The 502-nt window shown below is 65.7% G+C and carries 1 pseudogene; it reads left to right on the top strand.

The features are described from left to right. A pseudogene (locus ACFOWZ_RS48010) lies at window positions 1-448 on the top strand (ABC transporter substrate-binding protein); the annotation flags it as partial. Window positions 449-502 lie beyond the last annotated feature (54 nt).

Genomic DNA, 502 nt, shown 5'->3' with positions numbered 1-502 from the left:
CAACCCGCAGAAACTGAACGTCCACGAGCTGTGCGGGCGCCGCGTCGGCGTGCAGTCCGGCACCACGGCGGAGATCAAGTGGCTGCCACAGCTCAACGAGAAGGACTGCACCAGCAAAGGCAAGCCGGCCATCACCGGAGTGACCCTGCCCAGCGTCAACGACTCACTGACCCAACTCTCGTCCAAACGACTCGACGCGGTGATGTACGACTTCACCTCGCTGGCCTGGACGGCCAAGCGTCAGCCCACCGTGCTGGAGGTCCTGCCGGAGCGGGTCGTCACCACGAAGGTGAACGTGGCGCTGCCCAAGGGTTCCGCGCTGACGCCGGCGATCCAGGCGGCCGTCCAGTCCATCATCGACAGTCCCAAGTACGCCGAAGCGCTCGACCGCTGGGGCTTCCAGGGCCTGGGCATCGAGACCGCGGCGATGGCCGTACCGCTGGGGTGATGATGTCCACGAAGACGATCGGTTCACCTACGAGGAGTAGGCCGGTGTCCGAAC

The sequence above is a fragment of the Lentzea rhizosphaerae genome (assembly GCF_042649515.1).
GTDB classification, from domain to species: domain Bacteria; phylum Actinomycetota; class Actinomycetes; order Mycobacteriales; family Pseudonocardiaceae; genus Lentzea; species Lentzea aerocolonigenes.
Note: the sequence above shows the minus strand (reverse complement) of the source record. Positions and strands in the feature narration are given on the sequence as shown.